General features: G+C 74.3%; 10 protein-coding genes. 2 read left to right on the forward strand and 8 right to left on the reverse strand.

Annotation, left to right across the window (positions count from 1 at the left end):
- Positions 1-31: 31 nt before the first annotated feature.
- Genes IE109_RS25935 through IE109_RS25950 form a run of 4 tightly spaced genes read right to left on the reverse strand, consistent with a single transcriptional unit; the run spans position 32 to position 6,091 of the window.
- The gene (locus IE109_RS25935; RefSeq protein WP_229891548.1) at positions 32-1,945 is read right to left on the reverse strand and encodes an IucA/IucC family protein; all 1,914 of its coding nucleotides are present in this window, start codon (positions 1,943-1,945) and stop codon (positions 32-34) included.
- A 60-nt stretch (positions 1,946-2,005) separates the two neighbouring features.
- Positions 2,006-2,740: a GNAT family N-acetyltransferase gene (locus IE109_RS25940; RefSeq protein WP_189553754.1), complete on the reverse strand. Its 735-nt coding sequence runs from the start codon at positions 2,738-2,740 to the stop codon at positions 2,006-2,008.
- A 40-nt stretch (positions 2,741-2,780) separates the two neighbouring features.
- Positions 2,781-4,694 (reverse strand): IucA/IucC family protein, encoded by a 1,914-nt coding sequence (locus IE109_RS25945; RefSeq protein ID WP_189553755.1) that lies wholly within the window; start codon positions 4,692-4,694, stop codon positions 2,781-2,783.
- A gap of 29 nt (positions 4,695-4,723) precedes the next feature.
- Complete coding sequence (locus tag IE109_RS25950) at positions 4,724-6,091, reverse strand: diaminobutyrate--2-oxoglutarate transaminase family protein (protein ID WP_189553756.1); 1,368 nt, start codon at positions 6,089-6,091, stop codon at positions 4,724-4,726.
- Between the two features lie 302 nt (positions 6,092-6,393).
- Between IE109_RS25950 and IE109_RS25955 the strand changes: the two genes are divergently transcribed.
- Both IE109_RS25955 and IE109_RS25960 read left to right on the forward strand, forming a co-directional pair.
- The gene (locus IE109_RS25955) at positions 6,394-7,569 is read left to right on the forward strand and encodes a trypsin-like serine peptidase (protein ID WP_189553757.1); all 1,176 of its coding nucleotides are present in this window, start codon (positions 6,394-6,396) and stop codon (positions 7,567-7,569) included.
- A 376-nt stretch (positions 7,570-7,945) separates the two neighbouring features.
- Positions 7,946-9,121 carry a trypsin-like serine peptidase gene (locus tag IE109_RS25960; protein WP_189553758.1) on the forward strand — a complete coding sequence of 392 codons (1,176 nt, stop codon included), beginning with the start codon at positions 7,946-7,948 and terminating at the stop codon, positions 9,119-9,121.
- Positions 9,122-9,195: 74 nt separating this feature from the next.
- Here the strand turns inward: IE109_RS25960 and hflX are convergent, their stop codons facing one another.
- From hflX to dapF, 4 genes are all read right to left on the reverse strand, one after another.
- Positions 9,196-10,689: a GTPase HflX gene (gene hflX, locus IE109_RS25965; RefSeq protein ID WP_189553759.1), complete on the reverse strand. Its 1,494-nt coding sequence runs from the start codon at positions 10,687-10,689 to the stop codon at positions 9,196-9,198.
- Positions 10,690-10,877: 188 nt separating this feature from the next.
- Positions 10,878-12,389: a M1 family metallopeptidase gene (locus IE109_RS25970; RefSeq protein WP_189553760.1), complete on the reverse strand. Its 1,512-nt coding sequence runs from the start codon at positions 12,387-12,389 to the stop codon at positions 10,878-10,880.
- Between the two features lie 269 nt (positions 12,390-12,658).
- Positions 12,659-14,836, reverse strand: a complete 2,178-nt coding sequence (locus IE109_RS25975) for a RelA/SpoT family protein (protein ID WP_189553804.1) — start codon at positions 14,834-14,836, stop codon at positions 12,659-12,661.
- A gap of 304 nt (positions 14,837-15,140) precedes the next feature.
- On the reverse strand, positions 15,141-16,013 hold the full coding sequence (gene dapF, locus IE109_RS25980) for a diaminopimelate epimerase (protein WP_189553805.1): 873 nt from the start codon (positions 16,011-16,013) through the stop codon (positions 15,141-15,143).
- Between the last annotated feature and the right edge of the window lie 7 nt (positions 16,014-16,020).

The following is a 16,020-nucleotide window of genomic DNA, read 5'->3' on the forward strand; positions in this document are numbered from 1 at the left end:
ACCACCCTACGGCCCGGCACTGACAACCGGGTCACGCGAGCGGATTGGCGACGGTGCCGTGCACGGCGGCGTGCGGGCGCTGCGCCCGGTCGCGGTAGCCGTCCAGGTGCAGCCGGTTGCGGTTCAGGCACAACCGCTCGATACGCGGCGTGAGCAGGTCGAACAGCTCGTAGCGGTCCTTCAGCTCCGGGAAGCGGGCCTGGTGGCGGAGGATCTCCGCCCGTACGAGTGACCAGAAGTCCCGCTCCGGCACGCCGAGTTGTTCCTCGCACAGGGGCGCCAGGTAGCGGAAGACGCCGACGAAGAGCCCGGAGTGGATGAACTGGGTCAGGAAGCCGGGTTCCTCGGTGAGCAGCACGGCCCGTACGTCGTCCGGCATCGTGTCGTGCTCCGGGACGGGATGGGCGCTGACGTTGATGTCGTCGACGAAGTCCTTGATCGCCAGTCGTACGGGGACGTCCTGGTCGTTGAAGACGACGATGGTGTTCTCGCCGTGCGGGGAGAAGACGGTGCCGTAGCGGTAGAGGAAGTGCAGCAAGGGGGGCAGCAGGGCGGCGAACAGGTTCCGCAGCCAGCCGGTGGGGGCGAGTCCCGAGCGGGCCACCAGCTCGGCGGTGAAGGACCGGCCGTCGGCGTCGGTGTGGAGGAGGGACGCGAGGGTCCGGGCGCGCTCGCCGGGGGGCAGGCGCAGCGGTTCGCGCCAGATCGCGCCGAGCAGCTCCTTGTACTGGTAGGGCGCCTCGGGGAGGTGGTCGTACAGCGGATGCTCGACCGCGACGGAGGCGACCTCGCCGAGGAGGATCACCCCGCACTCGTCGCGCAGGAAGGGGTCGGTGTCGCGCAGCGCGTGGACCCAGGAGGTGACGGCGGGGGCCGCGAGGGTGCGTTCGGTGGGCAGTCCCCGCCAGACGAGGGTGTTGAGGACGGACAGCGGCAGCTTGACGCTGAACCGGTCGGGTCGGCTGACGTTGAGGAACGTACGGATGGACTGCTGCGGCAGCCGGAGGTCGCCGTCGGCGTGGAGCGGCACGATGGCCCCCTCGGCGACGGCGGGCGCGTACAGCGGCAGCAGCACCTCGTCCCACTGCCAGGGGTGCACGGGGAGGTAGAGGTACCCGGCGGGGTCGAGGCCGCGGGCGCGCAGCTCGGCGGCGAACGCGTCGCGCACGGCGGGGGCGAGCTCCCGCTCGTAGAGGTGCGCGGGGGTGTCGAGCGCGGGGACGCCCCGGTAGGCGGCGAGTGCGGTGCTGACCGCGACCCAGGGCAGCGGGGCCGCCCGGCGGGCCTCGGGCGCCCAGCGGGCGGCGTCGGCGGCGGAGAACCCGATGCGGCCCTTGTTGAACACGATCCAGGGGTGACCGGTCTGGTGGCCTTCGAGCTCCGCGTAGCCGAGGTCGGCGAGGCGGGCGGCGGGCAGTGCCGTGTGGTGCAGCCGGGCGTCGGCCGCGAGCGTGATGGTCAGCTCGCGCAGGAGGTGCCCGAGGGTGGCTCCGTCGAGGCGGAGGAGGTGCCGGGCCCGTACGAGGAAGTCCAGCGGGTCGGTGAAGGGGCGCCCGTCGCGGTCGATCGAGTGGGGGTCGACCCGCCAGCTTCCGTAGGCGGTGCGGCGTGCGGCGAAGGTGAGGACGGATCCGTCGTCCAGCCGCAGGCCGTACGGGTCCGTCGGCGGCCTGCTCTCCGCCGCGGGGCGGGCGTCACCGGCCGCGGGGCGGGCGTCACCGGCCGCGGCGTGGGCGTCACCGGCCGCGGCGCGGGTGGGGTCGGGAGGCGCGGCGGGCCGGGGGGCCGGTTCGATGATCTCCTCGTAGGCGAACTCCCCGAGCATCTTGGCGAGAAGCTCCCGCGAGGCCCGTGCCCAGGCCCGCGGGTTGAGTTCGGGCGGGCCGGCGGCGGTCGGCGGGGCGGGCGGCTCCGCGGAGTCGAAGGTGACAGGGGATTTCGGCACGGGGACTCCTCCGGGTGGAACCGATGCGGGTCGGGGGGTGTATGTGGAGCGGCATGCTGTTCACAGCAGGTGTCGCAGGGAGCGGTCACGGATCATCAGGGCGGCTCGCTTGTCGGGAAGGTCGAGTTCGGCGGAGAAACGGAAGCCCGCGCTCAGGAAGGCGGAGACGGAGGGGGTGTTGCGGAGGTCGGGTTCGGCGATGACGCGGGCGCAGCGCGGGCGATTGTCGAGCACGAGGTTCGAGACCGCCTGGAGCAGGGTGGTGCCGACGCGCCGGCCCCGGTCGGTGACGCCCCCGATGAGCAGGTGGACCCCGGTGTCGTGGGGGCGGGCCGGGTAGTGGCGGGCGAGCGGGTCGAGGTCGGCGCGGTAGATCTCGAAGTAGCTCATGGGGGTGCTGCCCAGGACGCCCAGGCACGGCACGCTGCGCCCGTCGCCGTCGAGTTGGGCGCGTACGTGGGCCTCCGTGACCGAGACGGGCCCGGCCAGGTCCCAGAAGGCGGCGACCGCCGGGTCGTTCATCCAGCGGCTGATGAGGTCCCGGTCGCGTTCCGGTCGCACGGGGACGAGCCGGAAGGTCCCGAGCGGCGTGGTGACGGGGTCCCAGTCGGCGACGGTGTCGAGGAGGTCGTCGTCGGCACCCCGCGGCCGCCGGTTTCCGGTGCCCGGCTCGTCCGCGCGGAACAGCGTGAGCAGTTCGTCGGGCAGCCGGAGGTCCAGGGTGTCCTCCGTACCGGGGCCGGCCGGCGCGCGGGGCCCGGGTCCGGTGTCGGCACTGGCATCGGTGGGAGGCACGGGCGCTGTCCTCTCGGCGGTTCGGGTGGGGCGGGTCGCGTCAGCGGCGGAGGGGGTTGGCGACGGTGACGTACACGGACTGGGTGTCGACGGGGCCGACGAGCTCGTCGAGGCCGTGCAGCCGGGTCAGGAGGTTGGCCTTGCAGCGCAGGGTGGGGCTTTCCAGGAGGCGGGCCGGCAGCGGCGAGCCGAGAGCGGTGCTGGTGGTGAGGAACTGCCGGAAGGCGGCGAGGAGAAGCTGTTCGTCGGCGAGGCGCTGGGCGCCGAAGGCCCCGATCAGCCCGAGGACGTTGTTGATGCCGAGGTAGTAGGCGAACCGTTCGTCGGTGACGTCGTCGGGGACGAAGGTGTCGCTGCGGGCGCCGATGCCGGGAAGCCGGCGCTCCAGGGCCTCGCGGTGCGACTCGCGGAAGTAGTAGCCCTGGTTGTCGCGGTAGCGGCCGCCCCGGGGCCAGCCCTCGGGGTCGAGGATCACCAGGGTGTTCTGCTGGTGGGCCTCCAGGGCGACGCCGGCCATGCCGTCGAGCCACAGGACGGGGCGGACGACCTGGTCGAGGTAGCGCAGGAACCACTCGGCGGCGACGGCTCCGGTGGGGCGGCCGGTGCGGGCGGCGAGCCGGGAGACGATGACGGCCAGGCGCGACCGCATGCGGGAGTTGCCGGGCCAGGGGCGCGGAGCGGTGAGCCCGGCCAGGCAGACGGCGTCGTCGCCCAGGGCGAAGGGGTTGTGGCGGAGCACGACGTCGAGCCCGGGGACGGGCTCGCCGCACGGGGTGTCGACGGCCAGCCACGCCGGGTCGCGCACGATGTCGAAGCCCGGGTGGGCGGCCTGCCACTGCTCGGCGAGGCCGGTGCGCAGCAGCCGGTGCACCTCGACCCCGCGGTGGAGTTCCTTGCGGAGGTTCTCGCGACGGGAGTTGGTGATGCGTACGCCGAGGGACAGCTTGAGCATGACCGGGGCGCCGGGCCGGTGCACGGTCCGGACGGAGGAGGTGGGGTGCCACGGGGCGCCGTGCGGGCCGAGGTCGTGGAGGAGGCCGGCGGACAGCAGCTCGGCGACGGCGGGCCGGTGGAGCAGGTCGCGCGCCTGCCAGGGGTGCAGGGGCAGGGCCGCGGTGCCGCCGGGGAGGGCGAGACCGGCGGCGAGGCGGGCGGTGAGGTGGTCGGCGGACCGGGTGCGGCCCTGTTCGGTCCAGGCGGAGTCGGTGGCGAGCACCGACCGGTCGACGGCCATCCAGTGCAGCGGGAAGGAGCCGTTCACCTCCGGCGAGTAGAGCCGGGCCTCGGAGTCGGTGAGGCCCTCGCGGCTCTTGGGCGTGGGGTGCAGCGGGTGGCCGAGCAGCAGGGACTGTTCGGCGGTGAGGAAGAGGTCGGCGTCGGCGGTGGGGCCGGGGTGGCGGCGCCGGTGGGCGATGAAGCCGGCGGTGCGGCGGACGGAGTCGGCGACCCGTCCCACCAGGTCGGTGCCCTCCTGGTGGTCGCCGGCGGGTCCCGACTCGCGGCCGATGAGGGCGGCGACGGTCACGGCGTCCACGGGCGGGGCGGTCGGTGGAGCGCCGTCGAGGGCGGGTGGGCCGAAGCGGTGCCAGCCGGTGGGAGACCAGTAGTGGACGGGGACGTGGAGCGCGGTGCCGCTGGCGTCGAGGGGGACGCGCAGGGTCCTGTCCGCCGGCCGGGCGAGGCCGGTCTCCCGCACCCAGCAGCGCAGGAGGTTCTCGACGGTGGCCGCGTCCGCCGCGCGGTGGGCGTCCGGGTGGTCCAGGGGGTCGGGGCCGTCGGCGTGGGCTCCGCTCGCGGCCGGTGCGCCCTGCGCCGCCGCGGCGGGGCCGGGTAGGTCTTCGTACCCTCCCGCATGCTGGCGCGGCACTGTCGTCGACTCTCCGGGGAGGGGGCCGCCGGGGGCGGTGGGCGGGCCGTCGGCGCCGGGTGCTGAGGGTACGGGGGTGGGGTTCACGGCGGGGACTTTCTGGTGAGGGGTCGGGGTCAGCGGGACGGCCCGGGGTCGCTCGGGTGGGGCGGGGTGCGCTCGGCGGCTGCCAGGGCGTCGGCGAAGCGGTCGAGGACGGCCACCGCCTGTTCGTCGGTGAGCGTCAGCGGTGGGAGGAGGCGGACGACGGCGTTGTGGCGGCCGCCGAGTTCGACGATGAGCCCGCGCCGGAGGCATTCGCGCTGGACGGCGGCGGCGAGGTCGGGGGCCGGCGGCGGGACGTCGGCGGTGGCGTCCGGGGCGACGAGCTCGACGCCGATCATGAGGCCCCGGCCCCGCACGTCCCCGACGCAGGGGTGGGCGGCGGCCAGGCCCTGGAGCTGTCCCAGCATCCGCGCGCCGAGGGTGGCCGCCCGCTCGGCGAGGCGGTTCTCTCGTACGAAGGCGAGGGTGGCCGCGCCGGCCGCCATGGCCAGCTGGTTGCCGCGGAACGTGCCCGCGTGGGCGCCGGGCTGCCACACGTCCAGGCCGGACCGGTAGACGATGACGGCCAGCGGGAGGGAGCCGCCGATGGCCTTGGACATGACCATCACGTCGGGGACGACGCCGCTGTGGTCGACGGCCCAGAACGCGCCCGTGCGGCCGACGCCGGTCTGCACCTCGTCGGCGATGAGCGGGACGGAGCGGTCGGCGGTGATCCCGCGCATCCGGCGCAGCCACGCGTCGGGCGCGGGGATCACCCCGCCCTCGCCCTGGACGGGTTCGAGGATCATCCCGGCCGGGGCGGGGACCCCCGACTTGGGGTCGTCGAGCAGCGTCTCGGTCCAGCGGGCGCCGATCTCGGCGCCGCGCTCGCCCCCGATCCCGAAGGGGCAGCGGTAGTCCTGCGGGTAGGGCAGCCGGGTGACCCGTACGTCGGTGGCGCCGCCGGACGCGGCCAGGGCGCCGGCCGTCATCCCGTGGTACGCGCCGGTGAAGGCGAGCAGGCCCTCGCGTCCGGTCGCCTTGCGCACGAGCTTGAGCGCGGCCTCGACCGCGTCGGTGCCCGCCGGCCCGCAGAACTGGATGCGGGCGTCGTCGGCGAGCCGGCGCGGCAGCGTGGCGAACAGCTCGGTGGTGAAGGCGTCCTTGACCGGTGTGGCCAGGTCGAGGACGTGCAGCGGGGCGCCGGAGTCCAGGACCTTCTTGATGGCCTCCAGGATCACCGGGTGGTTGTGCCCGAGGGCCAGGGTCCCCGCGCCGGAGAGGCAGTCGAGGTAGCGCCGCCCGTCGGCGCCCTCGATGGTCAGGCCGCGGGCCCGCACCGGCACGATGGGCAGGGCGCGCGCGTAGGTGCGGGCGGCCGACTCGCGCAGCGACTGGCGGCGCAGGATGCCCTCCTGCGCGGACGTCGGTGCCACCGGGACTGATTCGGTCACGGCCACGGCTAGGGATCCTCCCGGTGACGGCTGCTCTGCTCATGGGCGGGCGGTCCGTCCGCCCGGGCCGGCGGGGCGCCGGTCTCGTGTCCCCCGTACGTACCAACGACGGCACGTGTTCCCGATCACGGCCGACGCGAAGATCCTTAGGGCCCGGGAACCGTGGCCCTGCCGTACACCGTCCGTATCGGCACCGGCATAGTGGGGGCGGCACTCCGGTGCCGGGGCCGGGCCGGGTCCGCACGTGCCCGGACGTGCCCGCAGAGCCCAGAAGTACCCAGTAGCCCAGTTCCCAGGGGGATCACGACATGCGACCCATTCGCCCGCTGCTCGCCGCAGCCTCCGTAGCCGCGGCGCTGGCGCTGACGGCCACCGCGTGCGGCCCGAGCGAGGAGAACGCGGGCGGTGAGCCGGCCGCCTCCGCCGGGCAGACGTCCGACGGAAAGATCACGATTCCGGACGACCTCAAGGACCGGCTCAAGGAGCACGGGATAGACCTCGACAAGTGGCGGAACGGCGAGTGGAAGAACTGGGACAAGGACACCTGGCTGCGTGAGGCCAAGGACTACGTCAACCCGATCATCGAGGACCTGTGGGACCCGGACCGGATGCGGGACGCGGAACAGCCGGAGCGGCCGGTCGAGGACGGGGACATCCCCGGTGACGCGGGTGTGACGGACCCGACGCCCGAGCCGGTCGAGGCCGTGGCCGTGAAGCCGCCGTACCACGACGGCGTCCCGGAGGCCGGCAAGGTCCTCTTCGACGGCCCCGAGGGCTCGATGGTCTGCTCCGCGACCGTGGTGAAGGACCCGGCGAACCCGGGCAGATCGAACCTGGTGTGGACCGCCGGCCACTGCGTGCACGCCGGCAAGGAGGGCGGCTGGTACCGCAACATCGCCTTCGTCCCCTCGTACAACGACGGCGGCAGGACCGGGGCGGACCTGGAGAACGCCACCCGCGAGGAGATGGCTCCCTACGGCGTGTGGTGGGGCGACTGGGCGCAGACCTCCGAGCAGTGGATCTCCCAGGGCGCCGCGACCGGCGGCCAGGGCGCCCCGTACGACTTCGCGGTCATCCACGTGACCCCGGAGAAGGGCGGCAACGGCAAGTCGCTGGAGGAGACGGTCGGTTCGGCCCTCCCGGTGGAGTTCGCCGCGCCGGCCGCGCCGGAGATGGCCGAGATGGAGGCGACCGGCTACCCGGCGGCGCCGCCGTTCGACGGCCAGCAGATGTACCAGTGCGCGGACAAGCCGGGCCGGCTGTCCCTCGACGCGCAGCAGCCCACGATGTACCGCATCGGCTGCACCATGACGGGAGGCTCCTCCGGCGGCGGCTGGGTCGCGCGGGGCAAGGACGGCAAGCCCGCGCTGGTGTCCAACACCTCCATCGGCCCGGTGACGGCGGGCTGGCTGGCCGGACCGCGGCTGGGCGCCGAGGCGAAGGGCGTGTACGAAGAGGTCAGCAAGAAGTTCGCGGGCCGCTAGGCGATGAGCCGCGGGGCCGGCGCCGTGGCCCCGCGCGCCGGGCCGCCGGGCCGCCGGCCCGGGCCGGGGGGCGGTGCTCTTGTGGGTGCCTGCGGGCAGGTCGTGCAGGACCGTCGGGAGGCCGGCGGGTGGCGCGCTCGTACGCCGGGGGCAGGCCGGGCGGGCGGCGGTGGGTGCGGCTCCGGGCCGCAACGGACGTGGCCGCCGCGGCCGGTGGAGACTCCGTGCGGGTCGTACCGGGTGGCGGCCACCGCTGCCGGGCCCGGCATAGAGTAGGGGCGCGTTCTCACGCGGGCGGTCCCGGCCGACCGCCCGTTTGCATGTCAGGTTCATGGCATGTCGCACCACACATGCGTTATCAGGGGGAATCGTTCTCATGCGATCCATACGTCCGCTCCTGGCCGTCACCGGCCTGGCCGCGGCTCTCACACTGACGGTCACCGGCTGTGGCCCCACGGAGGACGAGGCGGCCGGCGGCCCCGCCGCCTCCGGCTCCGCCGGCTCCGGAGCGGCGGGCGGCGCGGAGCCGCCGGCCGACCTCGCCGACAAGCTCCGGGAGCACGGCGTCGACCCGGCGAAGTGGAAGAACGGCGAGTGGAAGAACTGGGACAAGGACACCTGGCTGCGTGAGGCCAAGGACTTCGTCAACCCGGTGATCGAGGGGCTGTGGAAGCCCGAGCGGATGCGGTCGGCCACATCCCCGCAGAAGACGATGGCCGCCGGGGCCGGCCTGGGCGACCAGGGCGCGACCGACCCCGAGCCGCGGCCGGTGGAGGCCGTGGCGGAGCAGAAGCCGTACCACCGCAACGCCGCGCCGGTCGGCAAGGTCTTCTTCGACGCCCCCGAGGGCTCGATGGTCTGCTCCGCGACCGTCGTCAAGGACCCGAAGAACCCGGGCAGGTCCAACCTCGTCTGGACCGCGGGCCACTGCGTGCACGCCGGCAAGGAGGGCGGCTGGTTCCGGAACATCGCCTTCGTCCCGGCGTACAACGACCTGGGCAGGTCCCCGGCCGAGCTGGAGAAGGCCCCGCCGCGGGAGGTCGCGCCCTACGGCGTGTACTGGGCGGACTGGGTCTCGACCTCCGGCGAGTGGATCTCCCAGGGCGGCCCCACCGGCGGTGAGGGCGCTCCGTACGACTACGCCGTGATGCACGTGAAGCCGGAGAACGGCACCAAGTCCCTGGAGGAGACCGTCGGCGTCGCGCTCGACGTGGACTTCGCCGCCCCCGCGGCGGCGGGCATCCCCGCGATGGGAGCCTGGGGCTACCCGGCCGCCCCGCCGTACGACGGCGCGCTGATGCACAAGTGCGTCGACCGCCCCGGCCGGCTCACCCTGGCGCCCGGTACGCCGACCATGTGGCGGATCGGCTGCACCATGACCGGCGGTTCGTCCGGCGGCGGCTGGTTCATCCAGAAGCCGGGCGGGAAGCTGGCGCTGGTGTCCAACACCTCCATCGGCCCGGTGACGGCGGGCTGGCTGGCCGGCCCTCGCCTCGACCGGGGCGCCGAGCAGATCTACACGACGATGAGCGACAAGTTCGCCGGCCGGTAGCCGGCCGGCGCACGACGACGGACGAAGGCCCGCCCCCTCGCGCGGAGGGGGCGGGCCTTCGGGGTGTCCGGCCGTCAGTGCGCCGCGGGAACGTACGGCGCCAGGAAGGCGGCCAGCTCCTCGTGGACGCGTGCCTTGATCAGCGTGCCCTCCGGCGTGTGCTCCTCGGAGAGCACCTCGCCCTCGGCGTGCGCACGCGACACCAGCGAGCCCTGCGTGTACGGCAGGAGCGCCTCGATCTCCACCTGCGGCCGCGGCAACTCGGCGTCGATCAGCGCGAGCAGCTCGGCGATGCCCTCGCCGGTCCGCGCCGACACCGCGATCGAGTGCCGCTCGATGCGCAGCAACCGCTGGAGCACGAGCGGGTCGGCGGCGTCCGCCTTGTTGATCACCACGATCTCGGGCACGTCCACCGCGCCGACCTCGCGGATCACCTCACGGACGGCGGCGAGCTGCTCCTCCGGCGCCGGGTGCGAGCCGTCCACCACGTGGAGGATCAGGTCGGAGTCGCCGACCTCCTCCATGGTGGAGCGGAACGCCTCGACGAGGTGGTGGGGCAGGTGCCGGACGAACCCGACGGTGTCCGCCAGGGTGTACAGGCGGCCGCTCGGCGTCTCGGCCCGGCGCACGGTCGGGTCGAGGGTGGCGAACAGCGCGTTCTCCACGAGCACGCCCGCGCCCGTCAGCCGGTTCAGCAGGGACGACTTGCCGGCGTTGGTGTATCCGGCGATCGCCACCGACGGCACCTTGTTGCGCCGGCGCTCCTGCCGCTTGATGTCACGGCCGGTCTTCATCTCCGCGATCTCACGGCGCATCTTCGCCATCTTCTCGCGGATCCGTCGCCGGTCCGTCTCGATCTTGGTCTCACCGGGACCACGGGTGGCCATGCCGCCACCGCCGCCGCCGCCCATCTGCCGGGACAGCGACTGACCCCAGCCCCGCAGTCGCGGCAGCATGTACTGCATCTGCGCGAGCGCGACCTGCGCCTTGCCCTCACGGGACTTGGCGTGCTGGGCGAAGATGTCGAGGATCAGGGCGGTCCGGTCGACCACCTTGACCTTGACGACGTCCTCCAGGTGGATCAGCTGGCCGGGGCTCAGCTCACCGTCGCAGACGACGGTGTCGGCGCCGGTCTCGAGCACGATGTCGCGCAGCTCGTTCGCCTTGCCGGAACCGATGTACGTGGCCGGGTCGGGCTTGTCGCGGCGCTGGATCACGCCGTCGAGCACCAGCGCGCCCGCGGTCTCGGCGAGCGCCGCCAGCTCCGCGAGGGAGTTCTCGGCGTCCTGCACGGTCCCCGAGGTCCACACGCCGACCAGCACGACGCGCTCCAGGCGCAGCTGCCGGTACTCGACCTCGGTGACGTCCTCGAGCTCCGTCGAGAGACCGGCCACACGGCGCAGCGCCGCGCGCTCGGAACGGTCGAACTGGTCGCCGTCGCGCTCTCCGTCGATCTCGTGGCTCCAGGCGACGTCCTCTTCCATCAGGGCATCGGCCCGAAGGCTCTCGGTGCGGGTGGTGTCCGCGAAGCTCTGCGCGTCCTGGGAAGGGGAAGAAGAGGAGGTCATTGGATCCTTACGTCGTGGGATGACTCGGCCGGCTCGCGCCGGTTCGAGCGGCTCGTACAGTCACAACGCGTGACTCCCCCGGATGATTCCCGGGGAGGGTCCCCGGCATTCCGGGGGCCCGGCCGCGCCGCCGACCACCTGATGGTCGCACGGCGCGTCCGGGCCCGTCACGCGGATTTCCACCCGGGTCAGCGCTTGGCGGAGGGCGCCGGCGCCTTGGTGGAACCCTTGGCCGGCGCCTTGCTGCGCCACTCGGGGCGGCCGGGCATCTTGGGCGTGTGCTCGCCGTAGAGCCACCCCTTCATGAACGCGGTGAGGTCGCGCCCCGCCTCCTCGGAGGCGAGCCGGACGAAGTCCTCGGTGCTCGCCGTCCCGTGCGCGTACTGGTCCACCCACCGCCGCTCCAGCCGCTCGAAGGCGGCCTTGCCGATCTCCTGCCGCAGCGCGTAGAGGACCAGGGCGCTGCCGTCGTAGACGACCGGGCGGAACAGGCTGATCTTCTGGCCCGCCGCGGGCGGCCTGGGCGCGGCCGGCGGCCCGCCCGCCGCACGCCAGCGGTCGGAGTCGAGGTACGCCTGGCGCATGCGCCGCTCCAGCGGCTGCTTCGCCGTCTCCTCGGCGTACAGCGCCTCGTACCAGGTGGCGTGTCCTTCGTTGAGCCACAGGTCGGCCCAGCGGCGCGGCGAGACGCTGTTGCCGAACCAGTGGTGGGCCAGCTCGTGCACCATGATCGATTCGACGAACCACCTGGGCAGGGCGCCCCGGGTGAACAGCGACCGCTCGAAGAGGGAGAGCGTCTGGGTCTCCAGCTCGAAGCCGGTGTCGGCGTCGGCGACGAGCACCCCGTACGTCTCGAAGGGGTAGCGCCCGACCTTGCCCTCCATCCATTCCAGGTGGTCGGGGGTCCGCTTCAGCCAGGGCTCCAGCCGGTCGGCGTCGGCGGACGGCACGACGTCGCGTACGGGCAGGCCGTGCGGGCCCGTGCGGCGGACGACGGTGGAGCGGCCGATCGACACCTGGGCCAGCTCGGTGGCCATGGGGTGGGAACCGCGGTACATCCAGGTGCGGGTGCCGCCGCTGAGCGCGCGGGCCACCAGCTGCCCGTTGGCGACCACCGTCAGGTCCTTGGGCGCGGTGACCCGGAAGGTGAAGTACGCCTTGTCGGCGGGGTGGTCGTTGCCGGGGAAGACGCGGTGCGCGGCGTCGGCCTGGTTGGCCATCGCCAGGCCGTCCCCGGTGCGGACCCAGCCGCCGGTGTTCCGGGGACCGGCCGGGTCGCTGGTGTGCGTGACGGTGACGCGGAACCGCTCCCCCGGCCCGACCGCCCGCGCGGGCTCGACGACCAGGTCCTCGCCGCTGAGCGCGAACTCCGCGGGGCGGCCGTCCACCTCGACCGCGTGGACGGTGCCGTGGGTGAAGTCCAGGTTGACGCGGCCCAGCCGGTCGGTCGCCCGCGCGTCGATCTTGGTGAGGGCGTCCATCGGCTTGGTGTTGTCGCCCCGGTAGGTGAGGGCGATGTCGTACGCGAGGACGTCGTACCCGGGGTTGCCGAGCTGCGGGAAGAGCGGGTCGCCGATGCCCAGCGGCTGCGGCGAGGGGAGCGCGGCGCCGATCAGGCCGGCCGACGCCGCCGCCACCAGGGCCACCCGGAGGCGCCGTGAGGTGCGGGCTGTGCGAGGTGCACGCGATGTGAGGGACATGGAGCAACCGCTACCAGCGCGCCGGGCGCGGACCGCGACGGCGCGCGCCCCGCGCACCCGAACGGGCTCCGCCCCGGGGCCGTGAGGAGGCCGGGGCGCCCCGGCAGCACGCGGGGTGGTGCGGGCGGAGGGGGCGGGCGCGGGGAGGGCATGCGGCCGGGTGCGGCGCCGGGGGCGCGGACCGGGGCGCGGGGCGCGGGCGGGTGCGGCGACCCGCGGACCGCGAGGGTCCGGCGGGGTACCGGGCGCGAGGGTCGGCCGGGGGGCGGTCAGCCGGCGGCGGGCGCCGGGTGCTGGGCGCGGCTCACGTCGTACACACCGGGTACGTCGCGCATGGCGCGCATCAGCGCGGGCAGCTCGGCGGCGTCGGCGAGCTGGAGGGTGTACGTGTGCCGGACGCGCTGCTCGCTGGGCGGTTCCACGGTGGCCGAGACGATCGCGGCGCCCGCCGTGGCGATCGCCTCGGTGAGGTCGGCGAGCAGCCGGGGCCGCCCGAACGACTCCGCGACCAGGGTGACCCGGCACTCGGCCGCCTCCCCCCAGCACACCCCGACCGGTACGCGCCCGGCCGCCTCCATGCGCCGCACGGCGGGGCACGCCACGCGGTGGACGGTCACGTTGCCGCCGCGTACCGGGAAGCCGGTGACCGCGTCGGGCGGTACGGGCGTACAACAGCGGGCCAGCCGCACCTGGGCGCCCGGGAGGTCGGCCACCACGGCGTCGGCGGCGGCGTCCCGGAGGGCCGGGGGGTCGGCGCACAGGACGGCGGCCGGCGGGCGGGGGGCCGCCGCCGGGACCTTCACGCCCTCGGGGTGCGCGGCCAGCCAGCCGGTGATGGCGATGCGGGCGGCCGGGGTGCGGGCGTGCTCCAGCCAGTCGGGCGAGGGGCCGGAGGCGGGGTCGTGGGGGACGAGGCATCCCTCGTGGGCGTCCGACTCCGCGGCCGTCGCGAGGTCGTCCGTCGCCGCGTCCCCCCGGGCGAGCAGCGGCTGCACCGTGTCCCCGTCGTTCAGGACCGTGCCCAGCGTCGCGAGGCGGCCGTTGACGCGGGCGCCGACGCAGGTGTGGGCCGCCTCTCCGTACTGGGCGTACGCGGCGTCCACGCACGTCGCGCCGGCCGGCAGCGCGAGGGTGCCGCCGTCGGGGCGGAAGACGGTGATCTCGCCGTCCTGGGCCAGGTCGGCGCGGAGCGAGGTCCAGAAGGTGTCCGGGTCGGGGGTCGACCGCTGCCAGGCGAGCAGCCGGGAGAGCCAGCCGGGCCGGGTGGGGTCGCTGCGTTCGCCGTCCTCCCCCACGGGGTCTGTGCCCTCCGCGGGCGCGGCGTACGGGTTGCCCAGGGCGACGACGCCCGCTTCGGCGACCTTGTGCATCTGGTGCGTACGGATGAGGACTTCTGCGACGGCTCCGTCCGGTGCGGCGACGGCCGTGTGGAGCGACTGGTAGAGGTTGAACTTGGGCGCCGCGATGAAGTCCTTGAACTCGGAGATGACCGGGGTGAAGCAGGTGTGCAGCTCGCCGAGCACCCCGTAGCAGTCGGCGTCGTCGGCGACCAGGACGAGCAGCCGCCCGAAGTCGGTGCCGCGCAGTTCGCCGCGCTTGAGCCGGACGCGGTGCACCGAGACGAAGTGGCGTGGCCGTACCAGCACTTCGGCCGGGATCCGGGCCTCCCTGAGCACGGCGCGGACGTCGTCGGCGATGGCGGCCAGCGCGTCCCCGGCGGTGGCGTTCCCGGCGATGAGGGCGCGGGTGTTCTCGTACTCCGCGGGGTGGAGGATGGCGAAGACCAGGTCCTCCAGTTCCGTCTTGAGGGCCTGGACGCCGAGCCGTTCGGCCAGCGGGATGAGGACGTCGCGGGTCACCTTGGCGATGCGCACCTGTTTCTCGGGGCGCATCACGCCGAGGGTCCGCATGTTGTGCAGCCGGTCGGCGAGCTTGATGGACATGACGCGGACGTCGTTGCCGGTGGCGACGAGCATCTTGCGGAAGGTCTCCGGCTCGGCGGCTGCCCCGTAGTCGACCTTCTCCAGTTTGGTCACGCCGTCGACGAGGTAGCAGACCTCCTCGCCGAACTCCTCCCGCACCTGATCGAGGGTCACGTCCGTGTCCTCGACGGTGTCGTGGAGGAGGGAGGCGGTCAAGGTGGTGGTCTCGGCGCCCAGTTCGGCGAGGATCAGGGTGACGGCGAGCGGGTGGGTGATGTAGGGCTCGCCGCTCTTGCGGAACTGGCCCCGGTGCGAGGACTCGGCGAGCACGTAGGCCCGGTGCAGCACGGCCAGGTCGGCGTCCGGATGGTGGGCGCGGTGGGCCTCGGCGACGTGGCTGATGGCGTCGGGCAGCCGGTCACGGGTGCCGGGACCGAGCAGTGCGGCGCGGCCGAGCCTCCGGAGGTCGATCCTCGGGCGGCCGCGCCGACGGCCGGGCGCTGGGTTCGTGGCCTCTGCACTCAGGTTGGTGGCCTCTGCGCTCATGGGCACCTCCGACGGCGTCGACCGGCGGTGGGGCGGGCAGGCGTGCCCGCCGGGCCGGTGCTTGATGCTACCGAGCCCACCACGTAGTGCTGACCCGCTCTCGCTCAGCGTGAACCGGATCACCCATTCGAGCGAAGGTCGCGCGGAGGTCTCCCGGTCGCCGCCGGCGCGCGGGGCGGACCGCCGGCCGCCTCGGCGCACGAGGGTCCGCCGGGCACGTCAGGCGCCCGGACGGAGGGCCGCCGGGCACGTCAGGGGTACGGAGGGGGTCCCGCCGGTCGCGTCAGGCGCGCGCGGAGGTGAGCCAGGCAGGGTCGATACGGCCTTCGGCGACGATGACGGCGGGGCCGGTCATCTCGATCTCGCCGTCGGGGCGCTCGGTGATCACGAGCGTCCCGCCGAGGACGTCCACGGTGTACGTGACCGGGGTTCCCGTCGCGGCCGGATCGGCGCCGTCGCGGCGGGCCGCGGCGACGGCCACGGCGCACGCGCCCGTGCCGCACGAGCGGGTCTCGGCCGCCCCGCGCTCGTGGACGCGCATGGCCACGTGCCGGGGGCCCCGGTCGGCGACGAACTCGATGTTGACCCCGTCGGGATAGACGCGGGCGGGCGAGTAGGGCGGCTCGGTGAACAGGTCGCCGGCGTGGTCGAGGTCCTCGACGAACGCCACCGCGTGGGGGTTGCCCATGTTCACGTTGCGCGCGGGCCAGCTGCGGTCGCCGACCGTGACCGTGACGCCGTCCTCGGGGAGCCGGGCCCGGCCCATGGAGACGGTGACGTCGCCGTTCTTGGCGAGGTGCACCCGCTTGACGCCGCCGCGTGTCGCGACGGCGACGTCACCCTCGGTGGTGTGCCCCGCGTGCTGGAGGTAACGGGCGAAGACCCGCACGCCGTTGCCGCACATCTCGGCGACCGAGCCGTCGGCGTTGCGGTAGTCCATGAACCATTCGGCCTCGCCGGCCATGTCCCGCGCCTCGGGGTGGGCGGCGGACCGGACGACGTGGAGCACGCCGTCGCCGCCGATACCGGCCCGGCGGTCGCAGAGGCGGGCCACGACGTCGGCGGGCAGGTCGACGGCGTTGTCCGGGTCGGGCACGATCACGAAGTCGTTCTCGGTGCCGTGTCCCTTGAGGAAGGCGACGGGCGCGCTGGTCACGGGTTCG

The sequence above is a fragment of the Streptomyces lavendofoliae genome, from assembly GCF_014649735.1.
GTDB lineage: Bacteria > Actinomycetota > Actinomycetes > Streptomycetales > Streptomycetaceae > Streptomyces > Streptomyces lavendofoliae.

What these genes read in the sequence shown, in the direction of transcription:
- IE109_RS25955 (WP_189553757.1), top strand. Translation starts at nt 6,394, where the DNA reads ATGCGACCCATTCGCCCGCTGCTCGCCGCAGCCTCCGTAGCCGCGGCG.
- IE109_RS25960 (WP_189553758.1), top strand. Translation starts at nt 7,946, where the DNA reads ATGCGATCCATACGTCCGCTCCTGGCCGTCACCGGCCTGGCCGCGGCT.
- hflX (WP_189553759.1), bottom strand. Translation starts at nt 10,689, where the DNA reads ATGACCTCCTCTTCTTCCCCTTCCCAGGACGCGCAGAGCTTCGCGGAC.
- IE109_RS25970 (WP_189553760.1), bottom strand. Translation starts at nt 12,389, where the DNA reads ATGTCCCTCACATCGCGTGCACCTCGCACAGCCCGCACCTCACGGCGC.